19 protein-coding genes are annotated in these 17,283 nt (G+C 67.6%); 8 read left to right on the top strand and 11 right to left on the bottom strand.

Features of this window, described 5'->3' with window-relative positions:
- Positions 1–26: 26 nt before the first annotated feature.
- Positions 27–1,034 carry an Hsp33 family molecular chaperone HslO gene (gene hslO, locus AC1DFC_RS16345; RefSeq protein WP_007830879.1) on the bottom strand — a complete coding sequence of 336 codons (1,008 nt, stop codon included), beginning with the start codon at positions 1,032–1,034 and terminating at the stop codon, positions 27–29.
- 30 nt (positions 1,035–1,064) lie between these two features.
- Positions 1,065–1,589 carry a gamma carbonic anhydrase family protein gene (locus tag AC1DFC_RS16340; protein WP_007830877.1) on the bottom strand — a complete coding sequence of 175 codons (525 nt, stop codon included), beginning with the start codon at positions 1,587–1,589 and terminating at the stop codon, positions 1,065–1,067.
- A gap of 36 nt (positions 1,590–1,625) precedes the next feature.
- Between AC1DFC_RS16340 and AC1DFC_RS16335 the strand changes: the two genes are divergently transcribed.
- Positions 1,626–2,447, top strand: a complete 822-nt coding sequence (locus tag AC1DFC_RS16335) for a ferritin-like domain-containing protein (protein ID WP_478179592.1) — start codon at positions 1,626–1,628, stop codon at positions 2,445–2,447.
- Positions 2,448–2,458: 11 nt separating this feature from the next.
- Here the strand turns inward: AC1DFC_RS16335 and AC1DFC_RS16330 are convergent, their stop codons facing one another.
- The 6 genes from AC1DFC_RS16330 to AC1DFC_RS16305 all read right to left on the bottom strand — a co-directional run bounded on the left by AC1DFC_RS16330 (position 2,459) and on the right by AC1DFC_RS16305 (position 7,922).
- Positions 2,459–2,905, bottom strand: a complete 447-nt coding sequence (locus tag AC1DFC_RS16330) for a MaoC family dehydratase (RefSeq protein ID WP_007830874.1) — start codon at positions 2,903–2,905, stop codon at positions 2,459–2,461.
- Positions 2,906–2,946: 41 nt separating this feature from the next.
- Positions 2,947–4,080, bottom strand: coding sequence for a thiolase family protein (locus tag AC1DFC_RS16325; RefSeq protein WP_007830873.1), 1,134 nt, complete (start codon positions 4,078–4,080; stop codon positions 2,947–2,949).
- Positions 4,081–4,176: 96 nt separating this feature from the next.
- Entirely contained in the window at positions 4,177–4,752 is a 576-nt protein-coding gene (locus AC1DFC_RS16320) for a TetR/AcrR family transcriptional regulator (RefSeq protein ID WP_478179591.1), read from the bottom strand.
- Between the two features lie 44 nt (positions 4,753–4,796).
- Positions 4,797–5,789 carry a Bug family tripartite tricarboxylate transporter substrate binding protein gene (locus tag AC1DFC_RS16315; protein ID WP_478179590.1) on the bottom strand — a complete coding sequence of 331 codons (993 nt, stop codon included), beginning with the start codon at positions 5,787–5,789 and terminating at the stop codon, positions 4,797–4,799.
- Positions 5,790–5,957: 168 nt separating this feature from the next.
- Positions 5,958–6,878 (bottom strand): site-specific tyrosine recombinase XerD, encoded by a 921-nt coding sequence (gene xerD, locus AC1DFC_RS16310; protein ID WP_007830866.1) that lies wholly within the window; start codon positions 6,876–6,878, stop codon positions 5,958–5,960.
- Between the two features lie 69 nt (positions 6,879–6,947).
- The gene (locus tag AC1DFC_RS16305) at positions 6,948–7,922 is read right to left on the bottom strand and encodes a tripartite tricarboxylate transporter substrate binding protein BugE (RefSeq protein ID WP_007830864.1); all 975 of its coding nucleotides are present in this window, start codon (positions 7,920–7,922) and stop codon (positions 6,948–6,950) included.
- Between the two features lie 101 nt (positions 7,923–8,023).
- Between AC1DFC_RS16305 and AC1DFC_RS16300 the strand changes: the two genes are divergently transcribed.
- Complete coding sequence (locus AC1DFC_RS16300) at positions 8,024–8,941, top strand: AEC family transporter (RefSeq protein ID WP_193386539.1); 918 nt, start codon at positions 8,024–8,026, stop codon at positions 8,939–8,941.
- Between the two features lie 21 nt (positions 8,942–8,962).
- On the opposite strand, the gene AC1DFC_RS16295 is transcribed toward AC1DFC_RS16300, so the two are convergent.
- Complete coding sequence (locus AC1DFC_RS16295; protein WP_007830858.1) at positions 8,963–9,715, bottom strand: sulfite exporter TauE/SafE family protein; 753 nt, start codon at positions 9,713–9,715, stop codon at positions 8,963–8,965.
- A gap of 43 nt (positions 9,716–9,758) precedes the next feature.
- A complete protein-coding gene (locus AC1DFC_RS16290; RefSeq protein WP_007830857.1) occupies positions 9,759–11,018 on the bottom strand; it encodes an MFS transporter in 1,260 nt (419 codons plus the stop codon).
- A gap of 89 nt (positions 11,019–11,107) precedes the next feature.
- Between AC1DFC_RS16290 and AC1DFC_RS16285 the strand changes: the two genes are divergently transcribed.
- The 4 genes from AC1DFC_RS16285 to AC1DFC_RS16270 all read left to right on the top strand — a co-directional run bounded on the left by AC1DFC_RS16285 (position 11,108) and on the right by AC1DFC_RS16270 (position 14,330).
- Entirely contained in the window at positions 11,108–11,989 is an 882-nt protein-coding gene (locus AC1DFC_RS16285; protein ID WP_042673022.1) for an AraC family transcriptional regulator, read from the top strand.
- A 62-nt stretch (positions 11,990–12,051) separates the two neighbouring features.
- A complete protein-coding gene (locus tag AC1DFC_RS16280) occupies positions 12,052–12,786 on the top strand; it encodes a phosphatase PAP2 family protein (RefSeq protein WP_157632152.1) in 735 nt (244 codons plus the stop codon).
- Positions 12,787–12,882: 96 nt separating this feature from the next.
- Positions 12,883–13,125, top strand: a complete 243-nt coding sequence (locus tag AC1DFC_RS16275) for an acyl carrier protein (protein ID WP_007830850.1) — start codon at positions 12,883–12,885, stop codon at positions 13,123–13,125.
- Complete coding sequence (locus AC1DFC_RS16270) at positions 13,122–14,330, top strand: beta-ketoacyl-[acyl-carrier-protein] synthase family protein (protein ID WP_478179589.1); 1,209 nt, start codon at positions 13,122–13,124, stop codon at positions 14,328–14,330. The genes AC1DFC_RS16275 and AC1DFC_RS16270 overlap by 4 nt, the downstream gene beginning before the upstream one ends.
- Here the strand turns inward: AC1DFC_RS16270 and AC1DFC_RS16265 are convergent.
- Positions 14,327–15,214 carry a LysR substrate-binding domain-containing protein gene (locus AC1DFC_RS16265; protein WP_478179588.1) on the bottom strand — a complete coding sequence of 296 codons (888 nt, stop codon included), beginning with the start codon at positions 15,212–15,214 and terminating at the stop codon, positions 14,327–14,329. The genes AC1DFC_RS16270 and AC1DFC_RS16265 overlap by 4 nt on opposite strands.
- Before the next feature lie 133 nt (positions 15,215–15,347).
- On the opposite strand from AC1DFC_RS16265, the gene AC1DFC_RS16260 reads away from it, so the two are divergent.
- Both AC1DFC_RS16260 and AC1DFC_RS16255 read left to right on the top strand, forming a co-directional pair.
- Entirely contained in the window at positions 15,348–16,703 is a 1,356-nt protein-coding gene (locus AC1DFC_RS16260; protein WP_478179587.1) for a M20/M25/M40 family metallo-hydrolase, read from the top strand.
- A gap of 88 nt (positions 16,704–16,791) precedes the next feature.
- The gene (locus AC1DFC_RS16255) at positions 16,792–17,229 is read left to right on the top strand and encodes a DUF2501 domain-containing protein (protein ID WP_007830841.1); all 438 of its coding nucleotides are present in this window, start codon (positions 16,792–16,794) and stop codon (positions 17,227–17,229) included.
- Positions 17,230–17,283 lie beyond the last annotated feature (54 nt).

Genomic DNA, 17,283 nt, shown 5'->3' with positions numbered 1-17,283 from the left:
AAGGAGGCGCAAGGCGCGCCCGAGTCTTACTGGACGACCGGGCTGCCCGGGATCTGGTCGCCGAGCGGCGTGAACAGCTGTGCCGCATCGACCGCGTCGAAGCGGTACTGCTTGCCGCAGAAGTCGCAGCCCACCTCGATGTCGCCGCGCTCCGCGAGGATGCTTTCGGCCTCCTCCGCGCCCAGCCCGCGAATCATCTGCGCCACGCGCTCGCGCCCGCAGGTGCACGCGAAATGCGGGCCTTGCAGGCCGGCCTGCGGCTCGAAGCGCAGCAGCTTTTCTTCCCAGAACAGGCGGCGCAGGATGGTCTCGACGTCGAGCGTGAGCAGTTCGTCGCGCGTCAGGCTCGAGGCGAGGATCGAGATTCGGTTGTAGTCCTCGTTGCGGCCGATCTGATCTTCGTTGGCCTGGTCGTGGTCTTTGTCCGAGGTGCCGGAAGTGCCTTCGAGGTTGCCCTCACCCTTCACCGGCAGGCGCTGGATCAGCAGGCCGGCCGCGACCTTGTCGTCGGCCGCGAGCACCAGCGTGGTGTCGAGCTGCTCGCTCTGCAGCATGTAGTGCTGCAGCACGTCGCTGAGCTTGCCCAGCTTCTCGCCGCCGTCGCCGAAAAGCGGCACCACGCCCTGGTACGGCGTGGCGCCCGGCAGCTTGTCCTTGGGGTCGAGCGTGATGGCGCAGCGGCCCTTGTTGTTCACGTTGACCATGTCGGGCAGGTGCGCATCGGCCGGGAGCTCGCCGATCACCTTGGCGGTGGCGCGCAGGCTCAGGTCGGGCTTGGCCTCGGCCACTGCGACCTTCACGGGACCGTCGCCGAAGATCTGCAGGATCAGCGCGCCGTTGAACTTGATGTTGGACTGCATCAGCGTGGCCGCGGCCGTCATTTCGCCCAGCAGCTCGGCCACGGGCGGCGGATAGGCCCCGGTGGCGGTGTTGGAGGCGCGCCGCGCCAGGATCTCCTGCCACGCATCTGTCAGGCGCACGATCATGCCGCGCACCGGCAGGCCATCGAACAGGAATTTGTGCAGCTCGCTCAAAACGGATCTTCTTTCTGCTGGGCCTGTGGATCAGGCGATTTTCTTCAGGCCCTTCGCATAGCGAACGGCGTTTTTCACATAGTGCTCGGCACCGTGGCGCAAGCGGGCGGCGTCTTCGTCGCTGATCGTGCGCATGACCTTGGCGGGCGAACCGAAGATCAGCGAGTTGTCGGGAAACTCCTTGCCCTCGGTCACGACGCTGCCGGCGCCAACGATCGAGTTGCGGCCGATCTTCGCGTTATTCAAGACCACCGCCTGGATCCCGATCAGCGAGTTGTCGCCGATGGTGCAGCCGTGCAGCATGACCTGGTGGCCGATGGTGACGTTCTCGCCGATGGTCAGCGGGCTGCCGGGATCGGAATGCAGCGTCGACATGTCCTGCACGTTGCTGTTGCGTCCGATGGTCATGGTCTCGTTGTCGCCGCGCAGCACGGCGCCGAACCAGATGCTGGCGTTGTCGCCCAGCCGCACGTCGCCGATGACCTCCGCACTGTCGGCAACCCACGCGCCGGTACCGAGTTGCGGCGCAACGCCGTCGAGTTCATAGAGGGCCATCGTGGAGTCTCCGGGGCAAAAACTAGAATTGTAGGGATGCACCCCCGATTGAGCGCGCTGGCGGCGCTGCGACTGACCGATCCTGAACAAAAGGTGGCTGCAACACGCGCTACCGTTGCGCTGGCCGCTACCGATTCCATAGCAACTGCGCCGATCCGCACCGAGGGCGACGATCTCGGCGTGCCGGGCCGCCCCGAACGGCCGCTGCGCGTGGCCGCCACCGCCGTGCAGAAACGCTCGCCCTTCACGCCCGAGGGCCGGGCCGCGCTGATCCATTCGATCTGCCACATCGAGTTCAACGCGATCAACCTCGCGCTCGACGCGGTATGGCGCTACGACGGAATGCCCGAGGCCTACTACCGCGACTGGCTGCGCGTGGCCGACGAAGAAGCATTGCACTTCACGCTGCTGCATGCGCACCTGCAGGACATGGGGTATCGCTACGGCGACTTCCCCGGCCACGACGGGCTCTGGAACATGTGCGAGAAAACGAAGGACGACGTGCTCGCCCGCATGGCGCTGGTGCCGCGCACGCTCGAAGCGCGCGGGCTCGATGCCACGCCGCTGATCCAGGCCAAGCTGAAGCGCGTGAACACACCCGATGCGCTGCGCGCGGTCGAGATCCTCGACGTCATCCTGCGCGACGAAGTGGGCCACGTGGCCATCGGCAACCACTGGTACCGCTGGCTGTGCGACGGCGCGGGCCTCGATGCCGAAGCGACCTACCCCGCGCTGGTGGCGCGCTACGACGCGCCGCGGCACAAGCCGCCTTTCAACCTCGAAGCGCGCAGGCGGGCGGGGTTCAGCGCTGAGGAATTGCGCCAGCTCTCGGCGACGGCGCACCCGGACAAGCGCTGAAGGCCCGTGGCCTATGCCGGCCGCGCGTGCACCACCAGCTTCGGCGTGAAGTACTGGAGCACCTCGCCGTGCTGGTTGCGCGTCTGGCAGCGCATCGTCACCATCGCCCGGCCGGGCTTGGAGCGCGAAGGCGTGATGTCGAGCACTTCGCTCACCACATGCAGCACGTCGCCGGGTCGCGTCGGCTTGGGCCATTGCAGTTCGCCGCCCGAACCGATGATGCCGTCCGCCAAGGGAATGCCACTGTCGACCAGCAGCTTCATCGTGAGCGCGGCCGTGTGCCAGCCGCTTGCCGCAAGGCCGCCGAAGAAGGTGCTCTTTGCGGCCTCTTCGTCGGTGTGGAAGGGCTGCGGGTCGAACTGCTGCGCGAAGGCCTTGATCTGTGCCACGTCGAGCAGGTGTTCGCCGCTCTGGAAACGGTCACCGACCTTCAGGTCTTCAAGGTACAGCTTGGCCATGGGGGTCTCCTCGTTGTGACGGACTTCCCATTCTCGGACGATCAGACGCGCTCGAGGATGGTCGCGATGCCCTGCCCTCCGCCGATGCATTGCGTGGCCAGCGCAAAGCGGCCCTTCTCGCGCACCAGCAGCGACGCCGCCTTGCCCGTGATGCGTGCGCCGGTCGCGCCGAGCGGATGGCCGATGGACAAGCCGCCGCCGTCGAGGTTGATCTTTGCGGGGTCGAGGCCCAGGTCGCGGATGCAGGCCAGCGCCTGCGACGAGAACGCCTCGTTGATCTCGATCACGTCGAGGTCGGCTGCGCTCAGGCCGGCGCGCGCCAGTGCCTTGAGGGTCGCGGGGATGGGGCCGATGCCCATGATGGCCGGATCGACGCCCACGGTCGCGAACGACCTGATGCGCGCCAGCGCCTGCAGGCCGTGCTTCGCGGCGAAGGCATCGCTGGTGACGAGCACCGCTGCAGCGCCATCGGTCAGCGGCGACGAGGTGCCGGCCGTCACCACGCCGTCTGGGCGGAACGCGGGCTTGAGGTTCGCCAGCGCCTCGGCCGAGGTGGTCGGCCGGATGCAGCCATCGGCATCGACGATGTCGCCGGAGACGAGGCGCACCGGCACGATCTCGCCCGCCAGCCGGCCTTGCGAGCGCGCTTCGGCCGCCTTGCGGTGCGATTCCACCGCGAAGGCTTCCTGGTCGGCACGGCTCACGCTCCAGCGCTGCGCCACGTTCTCGGCCGTCTCGCCCATCGAGATATAGGCATCGGTGCTCTCCTTCAACTCGGGGTTGGGCGAGAAGTTGAAGCCGCCCTGCGGCACCATCGTCATCGACTCCACGCCGACGCACAAAAAGGCCTCGCCCATGCCTGCCTCGATCTGCGCGGCAGCAATGTGCACGGCCTGCATCGACGAGCCGCAGAAGCGGTTCACCGTCATGCCGCCCACTTCGTGCGGCAGGCCGGCCAGCAGCCCGACGATGCGCGCGAGGTTGTTGCCCTGCGAGGCTTCAGGGTACGCGCAGCCGAGGATCAGGTCTTCGAGCAGCGCAGGGTCGAGGTCCGTGCGCTGCAGCAGGCCGCGCACCACGCCGGCAGCCAGCGTGTCGGGCCGCACCTCGGCGAGGGAGCCCTTCTTCGAGAAATGGAAAGGGGAACGGGCGTAGGCGGAAATGACGGCTTTCATGAAGGTTCTCCAGCAAATTGAAACTACCATCCAATCGGTAGGTATCGAGGTCAAAAAAATAGGCACGCCGTGGCGTGCCCGCGTTGGGCCGGGCGATCAGCCCGGCAATGAACTCCTGAGTTGCGCGATGGCTTCATCGAAGTCGTCCACGCGGCCCGTCATGCGCGCCGACAGCAGCGCGCCCTGACAGACGGAAAACACATAGGCGGCCAGCGAAGCGACCGAGGTGCCCTTCTTTCGCGCCGGCATCAGTGCGCCCAGCACCCCGGTGAGCCACGTCACCTGCGTATTGCGCAGTTCCTGAACGGCCTGGCGCAGTTCGTCGTTGATCACGCCCCATCCGGGCGCCAATGCTCCCGCTGGACACATGCCCGATCCCGCCTTCAGCGTGTTGCGGTACATGCGGAAATACGATTCGAGCGCGTCCTTGGGCTCGCGCGCCCGGCCCGCGTCCCAGTCCTTGAAGCTCTGCGTGGCCCCGCGGATCACCGCGATGCCCAGCGCCTCCTTGGTCGGAAAGTGGTGGTACAGGCTGGCCTTGCGAACGCCGACCGCGTCGGCCACATCCTGGAAGCTGAAGCCCAGGTAGGAACGCGTTTCGATGAAGCCGCGCGCCACCGCGAGGATCTGCTCGCGGGTGCTGCCGGCGACAAAGGCTGTGGCGGGGGTCATCTACCAACTATAAGGTAGGGAATTTCAAACCGCAATCAGCAGGGTCAATCCGCCTTGATGGCCGCGGCCTTGATGATGCGGCCGTTGCTTTCGAACTCGCTGGCGATCTCTTTCGCAAACGCAGCCGAAGTGCCGCCGGTCGGCACGTTGTCGGTGGCCGTGAGCCTGGCGCGCAGCTCGGCGCTGGCCAGGGCCTTGTTGATCTCGGCGTTGTACCTGGCAATCAGCGCGGGCGGGGTGGCCGCGGGTGCGAAGACGCCGAACAGCGAATTGATGTTCGCCGCGCTGTAGCCCAGTTCGCCCAGCGTGGGCACCTGGGGCAGGCTCTCGAGCCGCGCCGGCGCACCGACGGCCAGCGGACGCAGCTTGCCCGACTGGATGTGGGACGTGAGCGTCGGACTCGCATTGGTCGAGAGAATCTCGAACTGCCCGCCGATGGCGTCGTTCAGCTGCTGGCCGCCGCCCTTGTACGGCACGTGCGTGATGTCGACCCCCGCCGCCGAGCGCAACTGCTCCAGCACGATATGACCCAGCGAAGCCGGCCCCGACGTGGCCCAGCGCAGCGCGCCCGGCTGCACCTTCGCATCGGCGATGAGCGCGCGGAAATCCTTCGCCTTGCTGGCCGGCGTGGCGATCAGCAGCACCGGCGAATACATCACGCTCGCCACCGGCGCGATGTCCTTCAATGGATCGAAGGGCAGCTTGCCGAGGTGCGGGCTCAGCACCAGCGGGCTGATCGCCGAGAAGCCCAGCGTCGCGCCATCGGGCGCGGCCTTGGCGACGGCGTCCATGCCGATGGCGCCGCTCGCGCCGGCCCGGTTGTCGACGATCACCGTGACGCCCAGTTGCGCCGCGAGCCTGTCGCCGAGCGCACGCGCAACGACGTCGCTGACGCCGCCCGCGGGGTACGCCACGATGAGGCGCACCGTCTTGGGAATGGCCTGTGCGTGCGCACCCGAGGCAGCGCACAGTGCCGCGGCTGCGAGGAGCCGGGTTGCCGTGCGGTGCGAAGGCTTCGAGGAAGCGAGGAAATTCATGAGGATTCCTGTCGATCGTCTACGTGGGTTGCATCGGTCCAGCGGCGGCTTGCGCTCGCGAATGAGCCTGGACCCTTCCACCGCATTGTCGGCCCTGGCGAATCAGCGATGTTGAAGCAGGCGCGCCAGCGTCATCGCATTGCCGGGCCGCGGGCTTGTGTGGTGCGCTCAGCCGCGCGGATGATGCTGCGCGTGCAATTGCTTCAGCCGCTCGCGCGCCACGTGGGTGTAGATGGTGGTGGTCGAGATGTCGGCATGGCCCAGCAGCAACTGCACCGCGCGCAGGTCGACCCCGTGGTTCAGCAGGTGCGTGGCAAAGGCATGGCGCAGCGTGTGCGGCGACAGCGGCACGTGGATGCCCGCCGCGGTGGCGTGCTTCTTCACGATGATCCAGAACATCACGCGCGTCATGCCGGCGCCGCGTGCGGTCACGAACAGGTCGGACGTCTGTTGCCCGTCGAGGATGAGGGGGCGCGACTCCTCGAGATAGCGCTCGATCCAGCGCCGCGCCTCGCCGCCGAAGGGCACGAGCCGTTCCTTGTTGCCCTTGCCCAGCACACGCAGCACGCCGTCGTTGAGGCTCATGTCGATGGCCTTGAGCGCCACCAGTTCACTCACGCGCAGGCCGCTCGCGTACATCAGCTCGAGCATCGCGCGGTCACGCAGGCCGAGCGGCGATTCGACGTCGGGCGCGGCCAGCAGGTCGTCGACCTGTTTTTCCGACAGCGTCTTGATGGCGCGCGGCATCTGCCGCGCTGGCGCAAGCCGGATGCTCGGGTCCGCCACGACACGGCGCTCGCGCAGCGCCCAACGGTAGTAACGCTTGAACACCGTGAGCCGGCGATTGGCCGAAGTGGCCTTGCCCTTGGTCGACAGGCGTGCACCCATGTAGGCTTGCAGGTCGGTCTCTTTCGCGGCATCGAGCCCGGCACCGTTGCGCTGCGCATCGAGCCACTGCGCGAACAGCGCGAGGTCGCGGCGGTAGGCGGCCAGCGTGTTCTTCGACAGGCCGTCTTCCAGCCAGAGCGCGTCGATGAAGTCGTCGATATCGGATGTCTGCGTCTGTATCTGCGGAGAGGCCTCGGTCATGCCGTGCAAGATAACAAAAGAAAAAGCCGCCCGGCATGCGGGCGGCTTCGGGGTGCGGGAAAAAAATCTTCAGTCGAGCTTCAGGTTCTGCTTCTTCACGACCTGCTTGTAGACCTCGTACTCGGCCTTGATCTGCGCGGCGAACTGCTCCGGCGTGTTGGCGACAATCAGCGAGCCCGTGTCCTCGATGCGCTTGCGCACGGCCGGGTCTTCCACCGCCTTCTTCACGCCGGCGCTGATCTTGTCGACCACTTCCTTCGGCAGGCCCTTCGGGCCGAGGATGCCGTAGTAGGCCATGCGATTCACCGGCTCCAGGCCCACTTCCTTGAAGGTCGGCACGTTCGGCAGCGCGGCCAGGCGCTGCGGCGCCGACACCACGATCGGGATCAGCCGGCCGCTGGTGATGAAGGGCATGGCCGAGGGGATGTTATCGAACATGATCGGCACCTGGCCGGCCACCACGTCGTTCAGCGCCGGACCCGCGCCGCGGTACGGGATGTGCGTGATGAAGGTGTTGGTCAGGCTCTTGTACAGCTCCATCAGCAGGTGGCCGATACCGCCCGTGCCCGACGAGGCGTACGAATACTTGCCGGGATTCTTCTTGATCTCGGCCACGAACTCGGCGTAGTTCTTGGCGGGGAAGCTCGGGTTGACCGCGATGATGTTCGGCGTGGCCGCGATGTTGATGATCGGCGTGAAGTCGTTGATCGGGTCGTACGGCACCTTGGGGTTGATGGCCGGGTTGGCCGCCGTGCTCGACACCGTGGCAACGCCGAGCTTGTAGCCGTCGGGCGTCGCGCGCGCCGTTTCGGCCGCGCCGACGATGCCGCCGCCACCGGCGCGGTTGATCACCACCACCGGCTGGCCGAGCACCTTGCCCAGCGGGTCGGAGATCACGCGCGCCACGATGTCCGTCGTGCCGCCCGGTGCGAACGGAACGCTCAGCTCGACAGGCTTGTTCGGATAGCCCTGTGCAAAGCTCTGGCCCGCCACCGCGACCAGTGCCGCAGCTCCCACCAGCGTGCTCCATTGACGACGTTGCATCGAAAACTCCTTGATCTGATTGATGTCGAAAAACGAAGCCCGGATGCTAGCGGCTCAGGGGCAGTCCTCGTGCTGTGGATTACCCATGGTCAAGCGGGTTTATCCTCGAAGCGGTGAATTACGCTCAGCTGCTTTTCCCCGACTTCTCCCTCATCGCCATCGGTTGGCTCCTGTGCCGCTACACCGCCCTCGACCGCCGCGTGTGGGACCAGGTCGAGAGCCTGGTTTACTACTTTCTTTTTCCCGTGCTGCTGTTCCACTCGATCGTGCGCAGTCCGCTGGATTTTGGTGCCACGTCGAGCCTGCTCACGGCGGGCGTCGGCGTCGGTGTCTGCGGCATCGCGTTGGCCTACGCCCTGCCCTTCGTTCCGGGCCTGCGCACGCACATCGACCGGCGCGACCACGCGGCCAGCGCACAGATCGCCTTCCGCTTCAACTCGTTCATCTGCCTTGCGCTGGCGGAGCGGCTGGCGGGGTCTGAAGGCCTGCTGCTGATCGCGGTGCTCATCGGCGTTTGCGTGCCCATCTTCAACATCGCCGCCGTGTGGCCGATGACACGGCATGCGCAGACCGGATTCGTGCGGCAGCTCGTGCGCAACCCGCTGATCGTCGCAACGGTGGCCGGCCTGCTCGCGAATGTGCTGGGCCTTGCCGTGCCGACATGGGCGACGCCGACGCTGACGCGCATCGGGGCTGCATCGCTGGCATTGGGACTGCTGGCCGCAGGGGCGGGAATGAAGTTCTCCACGCTGGGGGCAGGCAAGGTGCTGGCCACTTCGGTGCTGGCGATACGGCATCTGCTGCTGCCGCTGGTCGCATGGGGGCTGGCGCTGGCATTGCGGCTGGATGCGACCCAGGCTTCGGTGCTGATGGCTTTTTCGGCTGTACCTACGGCTTCGAGTGCTTATGTGCTGGCTGCGCGCATGGGCTACAACGGGCCCTATGTGGCGGGGCTGGTGACGCTGTCCACCTTGCTGGGTGTCGTGAGCCTGCCGTTTGCCCTGGCGCTGCCCCGGTGAGTACCTTCCCCGAGCACAGGCTTATCCCCGCTGCAACAGGGCGGGCACGGACGAAGCCAGCATGGCCACTCCCGAAGCTGTCAGCAACCCGAGCACCAGCTTGCGGAACGCCACCTCGCTGATCCCGATATACAGCCGCGCACCGAGCAGGACCGGCACCGCGACGGCCAACGCGACCAGGCCCAGCAGCGGCACCACGGAGCGCTCGATGCTCCCGCTGAACACATGCACGGCAAACGCCACCATCAGCATCGACAGATTGAAGTTCTGGATCACTGCGCGCTGCGTGTCGCGCTGAAAGCCGCGCAGCGTGCACCAGAGCGTGGGTATGGCCCCCGAGAACCCACCGATGCCCGCCATCGCACCACCGATGGCGCCGGCCACTCCATCAGCCGCACGCCCACCGAACGAAACCTTCGGCAGATGCTGCGACATCAGCATCGCCGGGCACCACAGCACCAGCAGCACGCCGAGGCATAGCTTGAAAACGACGAGGTCGAGGTGCGGCAGCAGCCAGACACCGAACGGCACTCCCACCAGCCCGCCCAACACGAAGGGCCAGAGAATGTTCCTGTCGAAAGAACGCCGCACGGTCACGGCCGCGATCACCTGCCCCGTGAGCGCCCCGAAAAGCGCAAGCACTGCCGCGAGCTGCGGCTCCAGCGTCCACGCCCAGACCGACATCGCCACCAGCCCGAACGCGAAGCCCGACAGGCCCTGCACGAAGCCCGCCAGCACGGCTCCGGCGATCACGTAGACGTACAAGGCTTGCATGCGGCCGATGATATCGACCGCACTTCAACCAGGAGAGCGCGACTCAGGCCGAGACCGGCACCAGCACGGTACGCCGCACGCGGCGCACATTGAACGCGCTGGCAATCAGCACCCCCTGCACCAGCGCCAGCCCCACGATCACGCTCGTGTACTGCCCATGGTCCATCAGCCGCCCGAACACCAGCGGCGCCAGGGCCTGCCCGATGTCGAGCCCCGCATACACCACGCCGTAGACGCGCCCCGTCGCATTGGGCGGCGTCGACCTCTTCACCAGCAGGTCGCGCGACGGCCCGGCGACGCCCGAGACAAAACCCATGGCGCCGAACAGCACCGGCACCACGATCGGCGGAAAGCTCGCAAACGCCAGCACCAGCGCCAGTGCGGCCGCAATGCCGAAGCCCGCGCCCACGATGCGCTCGCAGCGCGACGGATCGGAAGCCAGGAAGCCCCCTACCACCATGCCCGCCGCGCTCGCGACCATGTAGACCGTGAGGCACACCGCCACCAGCGCCACCGGCACCGCATGCAGGTGCCCGGCGGCCACCGGCGCGAAGGTCTGCACCACGCTGATCACGGCGGCATAGAAGAAGAAGAAACCGAAGCACATCCACACAGCAGGAATGCGCAGGAAGTCGAACTCGCCGCCGACCGGCGCGGGCTCGCCCTGCCCCGTGGCCTTGTGCACGGCCGCCGCGTCGAGCGACAGCACGCTGCGGTACGCCCACAGCACCAGCAACACCACGAGCGCCACGACACCCGCCGAGGCCAGCGCCACGCGCCACGAGTACGCGATGGCGATCGGCACGACGAAGGCCGGCGCCAGCGCCCAGCCCAGGCTGCCGGTGATGCCATGCACGCTGTAGGCGTGGCCCAGCCGCGTCGGCGCGACCTTGCGGTTGAACAGCGTGTAGTCCACCGGATGGAACACGCCGTTGCCGATGCCGCCGACCACCGCGCACACCAGCAGCATCCAGTAGCTCTGTGCCGCGGCGTAGCCGAAAGCCGCCAGGCCCAGCGCGCCCAATCCGACGAACAGCACCGGCCGCGGGCCCAGCTTGTCGACGATGAAGCCCGAGGCCGCCTGCACCATGCACGAAACCACGAAGAACACCGTGAGCACCGCGCCCAATTCGACATAGCTCACGTTGAACGCGTCCTTGAGCCACGGGAACAGCGGCGCCAGGATGAGCTGGCTGAAATGGCTGACCGCGTGGGCCAGACCGACGAGTCCGATCAGCTTGGCGTCGGTGCGCAGGGTCGTGTTGGGAGGAGAAGCGGCGGTCGTTGACGAAGTGGAAGACATGGATTGCTACAAAAAAACGGGGCAGGGACCGATGCTATGCGCCGGGGACGCGGCAGAATGGCGATACAGCGACAACATTTGTCGAAACCATGCCAAGCGCCGCCTCACCCACCTCCAGGAGCACCGTGCCCGCCAGGCCGCGCGGCGCAGCCCCTGCCCCGATCACCAGCGTCGCCTCTCTCACGCCGCACCTCTACGCTCCGGACGCGGTGCGTCCGCTGCGCGCCAAGGAGCACTTCCTGAGCGCGGACACGCTGGTCGAGCTGCACGAGCATCCGTGGCCACAGCTCACTTTCTCCACCCGCGGCGTGATCCGCCTGAGCACGCAGGACGGCAGCTACATCGTGCCGCCCTCGCGCGCGCTCTGGGTGCCGGCCAACATGCCGCACAGCATCACGCTGATCGAGGACGCCGAGCTGCGCACCGTCTACCTGCACGCCTGGATCGCCCCCACCTGGGAAAAATGCGAGGTGCTCGAAATCAGCCCGCTGCTGCGCGCGCTGATGCTCGCGCTCGACACCACGCCCGACGGCCTGCCGCCGTCCGACCCGCATGCACCGCAGCGCGAACGCATGATCGCGCCGCTGCTGATCGACGAAGTGGAGCGCGCCACGCAGATCCGCATCGACGTGCCGCTGCCCACCGACAAGCGCCTGCGCCAGCTTTGCGAGGCGCTGCTGCGCAACCCGGCCGACCGTGCCACGCTGGCCGAACGCGCCGCCACCATCGGCGCCAGCGAGCGCACGGTGGCGCGCCTGTTTCGCGACCAGCTCGGTATGAGCTGGCAGCAATGGCGCCAGCAGGCCGTGATGGCGCATGCGCTGCCGCTGCTGGCACGCGGCATGGCCGTGAGCCAGGTGGCTGCCGCCAGCGGCTATGCCACCGACAGTGCCTTCTGCGCGATGTTCAAGGCGGCCACGGGCCGCTCCCCGACTTCGTTCCAGCACCGCAAGCGCCCTGCCCCCACCTGACACGGCGGGGCATTGCGGGGGATCGTCATGGCGCTCTGGCAAGATCGGCGGCCGACAACACCATGCACTCACCGATCCCTCTGCACATGGCGCCCGACACCGGGCCACCCACCTGGACCGCCGAGATCTGGCTGCGCATCCGCCGCCATTTCCTGCTGAAGGCGGTCGGCACCACGGTCTTCACGTGGCTGTTCTTCATCGGCTATTTCCACCTGCTGCGCAACCCGGCCTTTCCGATCGCGGTGATGCCGCTGACGCCGCTGGACCACCTGGTCCCGTTCCAGCCCTACACGCTGGGCGCGTACCTTTCGCTCTGGGTATATGTGGGCGTCGCGCCGGGCCTGCAGCTCACGTTCCGGGAACTGGTGGTCTACGGACTGTGGATCGGCGCACTCTGCATCACGGGCCTGGGCCTCTTCTACTTCTGGCCGACCCAGATCCCGCCCATGGCCATCGACGCCGCAGGCTACCCTGGCTTCGCGATGCTGCAGGGCGTGGACGCGGCGGGCAACGCCTGCCCCTCGATGCATGTGGCCGTGGCCATCTTCACCGCCATCCGCATCGAGCATGTGTTGCGCGAAGCGCGCACGCCGGCCCTGTGGCGCGTGCTGAACTGGACCTGGTTCGCCGCCATTGCCTACTCGACGCTGGCGGTCAAGCAGCACGTGGCGCTTGACGTGGCGGCCGGCGCGCTGCTAGGCATGGCCTTCGCACTGCCCTCTCTGCGCTGGCGGCCGAAACCGCGTTTGCGAGGGGATGTCCCTCGCGTGGGAGCGGATATCATCGACGCTCACTGACCACACTCACCACTGGCCGACGAGGAAGGGATCGATTCAATGGCACCCGCACAGGGTGGCAATCGATCAGCGGCACATGACGACAGGCATTGCACGATGAGTTCGCTGAAGGAATTGCAGGACCTGATCCACGAGAAGTACGGCATCGAACCGTCGAAGCTCGACCCCCACGCTTCGATGCGGGAAACCGGCGGGCTCGATTCACTCGCCCTCGCGGAATTTCTGTTCGCCATCGAAGACCACTTCGGCATCACCATGCCCGACGAGGACGCGAGCATCGACACCCTGGCCGAACTCGCGCTGCTGGTCGACAAGGTCCGGGCCGCCAAAACCGCGTGAACCACGAGGTCGCCGTCACCGGGCTGGGCGTCATGGCGCCGCATGGCGGCGAGCCCGACACGTTGTTCCAGGCCCTGCTGCAAGGCCGCTCGGCCATCCAGCCGGTCTTTCCGGATCTACCCAAGCCGGCCGCCGCGGCCACCGCGGCCTTCGATGAAACCCGCTGGTTCACCAAGCTGCAGCTCGCAGGCGTCGACCGCGTGAGCCAGCTGGCCGTGGCCGCCGCCGACATGGCGATGCGCGACGCGGGCCTCGGCATCGCCGACACCGATCCCGAGCGCGTGGGCGTCTTTGCCGGCTGCGGCATGGGCGGCGCCGCGGCGCTCGAAGCGGCCTACCGCGGCAACGGCCGCGTGTCGCCTCTCACGATTCCCGCCTTCATGCCCAATGCGCCGGCCGCCCATGTGGCGATGCGCCAAGGCGTGCAGGGACCGGTGCTCACCTACTCCGTCGCCTGTGCCTCTTCTTCGGCTGCGATCGCCGAAGCGGCCAAGGCCGTGCAGCGTGGCGAGGTCGACGTCGCCATTGCCGGCGGCAGCGAAGCGCTGATCGTGCCGGGCGTGGTCGTGGCCTGGCAGGCCATGCAGACGCTGGCCACCTTCCAGCCCGGCGAAGCGGCCGGCGCGGTGCGGCCCTTCGCCACCGACCGCAGCGGCTTCGCGCTCGGCGAGGGCGCGGCCTTCCTGATTCTCGAATCCGCCGAGCGCGCACGCGCCCGCGGCGCCCGCCGCTACGCCACGCTGGCCGGCTGGGGCCTGAGCAGCGACGCCACCCATCTCACCAAGCCCGACGCCCCGGGACAGGCCCGCGCACTGCGCGCCGCACTGCGCCAGGCCGGCCTGCAGCCGCGCGACGTGGGCTACTGCAATGCACACGGCACGGCCACGCGCATCGGCGACGTGGTCGAGCGCAATGCGCTGGCCGATGTGTGGGGCGACCATCTCGACGCGCTGCGCGTGAGCTCGACCAAGGCGCTGCACGGCCACATGCTCGGCGCGGCGGGCGCGATCGAAGCGCTCGTCACCGTGCTGGCGCTGCACCAGCGGCAGCTGCCGCCCAATGCAAACTGCCGCGAGATCGATCCGGACTGCAGCCTGAACCTCGTGACGCCGAACGAATCAGCGGCGCCCTTGCTCGAGGCCGCCATCAGCAATTCGTTCGCCTTCGGCGGCACGAACTCCGTGCTGCTCTTTCGCCGCGCCTAGGCAGCCGCCGCGCAAAGCCATTCCACGAAAGCGCCGACCAGCGGATCGTCCGTGCGGCTCGGCGCCACGAACACGCTGTAGCCCCGGCTCGACGGCGCCCTGTGCGGGCAGGCCAGCAGCAGTTCGCCCGAGCGCAGTTCACGCTCGACGAAATACTCGGGCACCAGCCCCACGCCCAGGTCGGCACGCACTGCGGCAACGAGCGAAGAGAACAGATCGAAGCGATGCCCCGCCACCAGGTTCTCAGGCGGCCGCGCATGCGCCGTCTGCCCGAACCATTCCTCCCACGCGCCCATTCGCGTGCGCAGCTGCAGCAACGGCACCGAGCGGAAGTCACCGCGCGCCATCGCCGGGCGCCCCTTCGCTTTCGGCGAGCACACCGCAACGCAGGACTCGCCCATCAACGGCAGCGCATTCGCGCCGGGCCAGACCGCATCGTCGTACTGCACGCCCACGTCGAAGGGCATGTCCTCCATGTAGAGATGCGTCGGGAACACCTGCAGGTGCAGGCTGCAGCCCGGGTGCCGGGCGATGAACCCCGGCAGCCGCGGCGTCAGCCAGCCCTCGGCCAGCACCGGCACCGCGCCCACCAGCAGGCGCAGGCCGTCGGCACGCTGCGCCATGGCTTCGAGCGTGTGGTTCTGCAGCCGCAGCAGGTCGCCCGAAACCTGGCCGTGATAGCGCCGCCCGGCCTCGGTCAGCTCGGTGCCACGCGCCGTGCGCTGCACCAGCCGCACGCCGATCTGCGACTCCAGCAGGCGCAGTTGCTGGCTCACCGCGCTGTGCGTGAGACACAGCTCCTCCGCAGCCTTGCCCACGCCATGGTGGCGCGCCACCGCGTCGAAGATCAGCAGCGCGCGGGTGCTGGGGATGTGGCGGCGCATGGCGGGCCTCGTTAGAAAAACTGACAACGCCAAAGATTAAACCAGAGCGCGTGGCCAACACAGCCACAAGAATCGTCGGCGACGCCGCGCCGGCGTCGCCAACCCGGCTTCACCCCCAAGGACATCCCCGACCATGCCCCGCCCCATGTCACTTCGCCTCGCCCCGCTCGTCCTCGCCCTGGCCTCCACGGCCGCAGGCCTCGCGCATGCCCAGACCGGCGCCGTCGCGGCCACGCCGACGCAGGTGCGCCCCGACGTCGACAAGGCCTACACGCAGTTGATGGCATCGCCCGCCATCCAGAAGCTGCTCGACGCGGTCAGGGCCGACCACGACCGCTCGGTCGAAGACCTGAAGATGCTCACCGAGATCGAGGCACCGCCCTTCAAGGAACAGAAGCGCGCCGAAGCATTCCTCGCGCGCATGAAGGCCCTCGGCCTGGCGGACGCGAAGATCGACGCCGAAGGCAACGTGGTCGGCCTGCGCAAGGGTACGGGCAACGGGCCGAAGCTGCTGATCTCCGCGCACCTCGACACGGTGTTCCCCGCCGGCACCGACGTGAAGGTGAAGGAGCGCGACGGCAAGCTCTACGCGCCCGGTATCTCCGACGACACGCGCGGGCTCGCCGTGCTGCTGTCGTGGCTCAAGGTGCTCAACGACAACAAGGTCCAGACCGTGGGCGACCTGCTGTTCGTCGGCAACGTCGGCGAGGAAGAGCTCGGCAACCTGCGCGGCATCAAGGCCGTCTTCCGGGACAACCTCGACATCGACGGTATGGTCGGCCTCGAGCCCGCGCCCGACGGCACGGTGCTGATGCTGGGCACCGGCAGCCACCGCTACGAAGTGAGCTTCAAGGGCCCGGGCGGCCACAGCTACGGCGCCTTCGGCCAGGTGCCCAGCGCCATCCACGGCATGGGCCGCGCCATCGCGAAGATCGCCGAGATCCGCACGCCGAGCTTCCCGAAGACGACCTTCACCGTCGGCACCGTGGGCGGCGGGACCTCGGTCAACACCATCGCGCCGGATGCGCGCATGGCGGTCGACATCCGCTCCGACGAAATGGCACCCCTGCTGGAGACCGAAAAGAAGATCCTCACGGCCATCGACGAAGCCGTGGTCGAGGAAAACAAGCGCTGGAACGTCAACACGCTGAGCGTGAGCGCCAAGCTCATCGGCGACCGTCCGGGCGGCCGCACGCAATCGGACACCGTGATCGTCGAGGCCGCCACGCGCGCGAACAGCGCCTTCGGCCACAAGACGCTGCTGAGCGGCGCGAGCACCGACGCGAACGTGCCTATGTCGCTGGGCATCCCCGCCATCATCATCGGCGGCGGCGGCAAGACCGGCGGCTTCCACGCGCTGTCCGAGTGGATCGACGTGACCGATGGCTGGAAGGGTGCACAGAACTCGCTGGTGACCGTGCTGGGCCTGGTGGGAGTGCAGGGCACCAGCACGCCCCTGCTGGAAAAACGCGCTCCACGCTCGAAGTAGGCCGGTGCACGCCGATGGGCTGCGGCCCCCAAGGTCTCCGGTATGCTGGTGGCCGCTTTCCACCATACAGACCTACAGGAGGCTCCCCGTGCACGCCCGCTCCACCTTCATCGCCCTTGCCCTGCTCGCCGCGGGCATTTCGGCACATGCCAACGACCTGTTCGACCAGCTGAAGGAGAAAGCCGGCGAGGCCGCCAGCGCCAATTCGCAAGGTGGCAGCGGCTCCTCGCTCGGCAACCTCGGCTTCAAGATGCCCGCCATCGGCTCCAGCACCGTCGGCAACGCGGCCGGTGTGCTGCAGTACTGCGTCAAGAACAACTACCTGGGCGGCGACGCGGCCTCGGTGAAAGACAAGCTGCTCGCCAAGATCACCGGTCAGAAGCAGCAGGAGACCGGCTTCGCGAACGGCGCCAAGGGCCTGCTGAAAGGTGGCGACGGCAAGTCGCTGAACTTCAAGCTCTTGTCGTCAAAGGTCAAGACCAAGGCCTGCGACTACGTGCTCAAGAACGCGACCTCGCTCATCTAGACACCCCCATGCTTCGCGCACTGCGTGTCGCTTCGCACACCCCCTCCCCGGGGG

Source organism: Variovorax sp. 10L421, assembly GCF_056395365.1.
The sequence above is the reverse complement of the archived record's forward strand: the minus strand, read 5'-3'. Positions and strand labels throughout refer to the sequence as shown.

What these genes read in the sequence shown, in the direction of transcription:
- AC1DFC_RS16340 (WP_007830877.1), bottom strand. Translation starts at nt 1,589, where the DNA reads ATGGCCCTCTATGAACTCGACGGCGTTGCGCCGCAACTCGGTACCGGC.
- AC1DFC_RS16335 (WP_478179592.1), top strand. Translation starts at nt 1,626, where the DNA reads ATGCACCCCCGATTGAGCGCGCTGGCGGCGCTGCGACTGACCGATCCT.
- AC1DFC_RS16330 (WP_007830874.1), bottom strand. Translation starts at nt 2,905, where the DNA reads ATGGCCAAGCTGTACCTTGAAGACCTGAAGGTCGGTGACCGTTTCCAG.
- AC1DFC_RS16325 (WP_007830873.1), bottom strand. Translation starts at nt 4,080, where the DNA reads ATGAAAGCCGTCATTTCCGCCTACGCCCGTTCCCCTTTCCATTTCTCG.
- AC1DFC_RS16320 (WP_478179591.1), bottom strand. Translation starts at nt 4,752, where the DNA reads ATGACCCCCGCCACAGCCTTTGTCGCCGGCAGCACCCGCGAGCAGATC.
- AC1DFC_RS16315 (WP_478179590.1), bottom strand. Translation starts at nt 5,789, where the DNA reads ATGAATTTCCTCGCTTCCTCGAAGCCTTCGCACCGCACGGCAACCCGG.
- xerD (WP_007830866.1), bottom strand. Translation starts at nt 6,878, where the DNA reads ATGACCGAGGCCTCTCCGCAGATACAGACGCAGACATCCGATATCGAC.
- AC1DFC_RS16305 (WP_007830864.1), bottom strand. Translation starts at nt 7,922, where the DNA reads ATGCAACGTCGTCAATGGAGCACGCTGGTGGGAGCTGCGGCACTGGTC.
- AC1DFC_RS16295 (WP_007830858.1), bottom strand. Translation starts at nt 9,715, where the DNA reads ATGCAAGCCTTGTACGTCTACGTGATCGCCGGAGCCGTGCTGGCGGGC.
- AC1DFC_RS16290 (WP_007830857.1), bottom strand. Translation starts at nt 11,018, where the DNA reads ATGTCTTCCACTTCGTCAACGACCGCCGCTTCTCCTCCCAACACGACC.
- AC1DFC_RS16285 (WP_042673022.1), top strand. Translation starts at nt 11,108, where the DNA reads ATGCCAAGCGCCGCCTCACCCACCTCCAGGAGCACCGTGCCCGCCAGG.
- AC1DFC_RS16280 (WP_157632152.1), top strand. Translation starts at nt 12,052, where the DNA reads ATGCACTCACCGATCCCTCTGCACATGGCGCCCGACACCGGGCCACCC.
- AC1DFC_RS16275 (WP_007830850.1), top strand. Translation starts at nt 12,883, where the DNA reads ATGAGTTCGCTGAAGGAATTGCAGGACCTGATCCACGAGAAGTACGGC.
- AC1DFC_RS16265 (WP_478179588.1), bottom strand. Translation starts at nt 15,214, where the DNA reads ATGCGCCGCCACATCCCCAGCACCCGCGCGCTGCTGATCTTCGACGCG.
- AC1DFC_RS16260 (WP_478179587.1), top strand. Translation starts at nt 15,348, where the DNA reads ATGCCCCGCCCCATGTCACTTCGCCTCGCCCCGCTCGTCCTCGCCCTG.